Genomic DNA, 2,509 nt, shown 5'->3' on the forward strand with positions numbered 1-2,509 from the left:
ATCATCAGGAACGGCAGGTTCGGCATGCCCGGGATGAGGCCCATCACACCGAGCAAGCTCGCAGCGATCGCCAGCGCACGCGGCTGACCGAACAACTGCTTCGACAGCTCGCCGCCCATGTCCTGCGCGCTCGAGACGCGAGTCACGATGATCGCGACGGCGGTCGAAAGCAGCAGCGCCGGAATCTGCGCGACCAGACCGTCGCCGATCGCGAGCAATGTGTACACACGAGCGGCGTCGCTGAACGACATGTCGTGAGCCATCATGCCGATGGCCAGGCCGCCCACCATATTAATGACGAGAATCAGGATGCCGGCCGTCGCGTCACCACGCACGAACTTGCTGGCGCCGTCCATCGAACCGTAGAAATCCGCTTCCTGACGCACTTCGCCGCGACGGGTGCGCGCTTCTTCTTGCGTGATCAACCCGGCGTTGAGGTCGGCGTCGATCGCCATCTGCTTGCCGGGCATCGCGTCCAACGTGAAGCGCGCCGTCACTTCGGAGATACGGCCCGAGCCCTTGGTCACGACGATGAAGTTGATGATGGTGAGAATTGCGAACACGATCACACCGACGGCGTAGTTGCCGCCGATCACGAACTCACCGAACGATGCGATGACCTTACCGGCCGCGTGGCCACCGGTGTGACCGTGCAGAAGCACCACACGCGTCGACGCGACGTTCAACGCCAGACGCAGCAACGTGGCGAGCAGCAGGACCGTCGGAAAAATGGCGAACTCGAGCGGCCGCTGCACATAGAACACGACCATCACCACGATCAGCGACAGCGCGATGTTGAACGTGAACAACACATCCAGCGCCATCGGCGGCAACGGCAGGATCACCATCGCCAACGTCGCCAGCACGCCCACCGGCACTCCGATACCGGAGCGCAGCAGCGCTTTCAGGTCGAGCTTGGGACTGGTTGCAGTGGCAGTGGCCATTCGTCGTCGTCAAAAATCCGTTGTCTGGGCTTGGCGTCGGTATTCCGGCGCACGCCCTATAGGGTGCAACTCGCGAGCCACCGGCCTTGCGGCGCGGCGGGCGTTGGTCACAGTTTGGAAAGGTGCCGCTAAGGGGACGGCCTAGGGGGCCGATAGCGGGCGGGGATTGGGTGGGGCGAGTGTGACGGGGGTCACGGGGCGCTCCACTCGCTTCTCTCGGATCGATGCGGCGGATCGACTCGACTAAAAAAACAGCACCCGGCACGCCTTTCATGACCGGCCTCGCGCCGATGGACAGCGCACCTGCGCACAGATCAACTTTCTTTCAGCACCCCGCCCCAGTTGGCCGGATCGACATCCGCGAAACTCTCCGAGAACGTCCACACGTAGCCCGCGAGGTCCTGAGCGGAGTACTGCCGTTCTCCATACGGATAGTCCGTCGGCTCACTGAGGATCGTCGCGCCGTGCGCCTTCGCGCGCTCGAAGTGCGCGGACGCGTCTGACACTCTGATCATGACGGAGAAGGTGCCGCGGGGCGCCGTGGTTGTGGCACCACCCGCGACGACTACTGCGCCTGTTTCAGCGTTGAGCTGTACACGGTGACTACCTATAAGCAAGCGTTCTGTGAAACCAAACGCGGCACAAAGCCACCGGCTCGCTTCGATCACATCGGGATAAGTCAGCACCGGAATGACGCCGCTGGACGGCATCGAGCGATTCTCCAGCATGGGGCTGCCCTCAAGCCTGTCGTGCAGAGATCATAGCCCCAAGCCAAGTTTCGGCGTGCACATACGTACGAGAAATCCGCGGCAACGTCCGCGGAGGCTACGCGATCCGAATATGTTACTGACGCAGCACGACACGTCATAACCTGAATTTATTTCAGAAAAATCATTTTAATCGCGAGGGAAATTCAGTGCCGTTGTCGCTCTATCTATTAGGAACAGCAATTCTACAAAGGAGGTTCGATCGCTGTTCCAAGGAAGCGCGAGTCGTGCAGGGAAGCACGCGACGATCGAGCGTCGGCATGGAGCTGATCTCGATACATCGCCGCTCAGGAGCGAGCGGGCTCGCGAATCTTCCAGAAGTCGATCCCGAACCACTCCCGCGGCTCGGAACGATTTCTCACACAAGGACAGTGACTACCAACGAGAACAGGATGAAACGCTCATGCGCACGTTATGCGGAAGCCAGGAAGGCGAAGATGGCGTGTCAACGCACTACTCAACTTGAGTCACGCCGCGGGCCGCAAGGAGCAAGCCCGCGGCGATTCCATGTCCGTATGGTTCTTCATCAGGCGCATTGCCGCGCGCGCGATCCACCGCAGGACGGGAATCCTCCAGCTGGAGGATTCCCGGCCCAGCAGCCTCAGAAGTTGACTCGCGCTCCCACGCCCACCGTCCGAGGCCGCAGGGTCGTCGCCGAGGACTCGCCCGAGGTGCGAGAGAAGTCCAAGTACGGCGACTCATCCAGCAGATTGTTGACGAACAACCGGTACTGCCAGTCACCGCGGAACACCGTGAAGTTGAGGTTCACGATGTCGTACGAGTCCTGGATCTGCGTCA

General features: G+C 61.3%; 3 protein-coding genes. All 3 read right to left on the reverse strand.

Annotated elements, in window-relative coordinates; genetic code table 11:
* The coding region (locus GYH35_RS06125) for an FHIPEP family type III secretion protein (RefSeq protein WP_202624101.1) at nt 1-944 on the reverse strand (944 nt) is incomplete at its 3' end.
* A 314-nt stretch (nt 945-1,258) separates the two neighbouring features.
* Entirely contained in the window at nt 1,259-1,672 is a 414-nt protein-coding gene (locus GYH35_RS06130; RefSeq protein ID WP_161814791.1) for a VOC family protein, read from the reverse strand.
* Between the two features lie 640 nt (nt 1,673-2,312).
* A partial coding sequence (locus GYH35_RS06135) for a hypothetical protein (RefSeq protein ID WP_161827896.1) occupies nt 2,313-2,509 on the reverse strand: 197 nt, incomplete at its 5' end.

Source organism: Steroidobacter agaridevorans, assembly GCF_009932555.1.
GTDB lineage: Bacteria > Pseudomonadota > Gammaproteobacteria > Steroidobacterales > Steroidobacteraceae > Steroidobacter > Steroidobacter agaridevorans.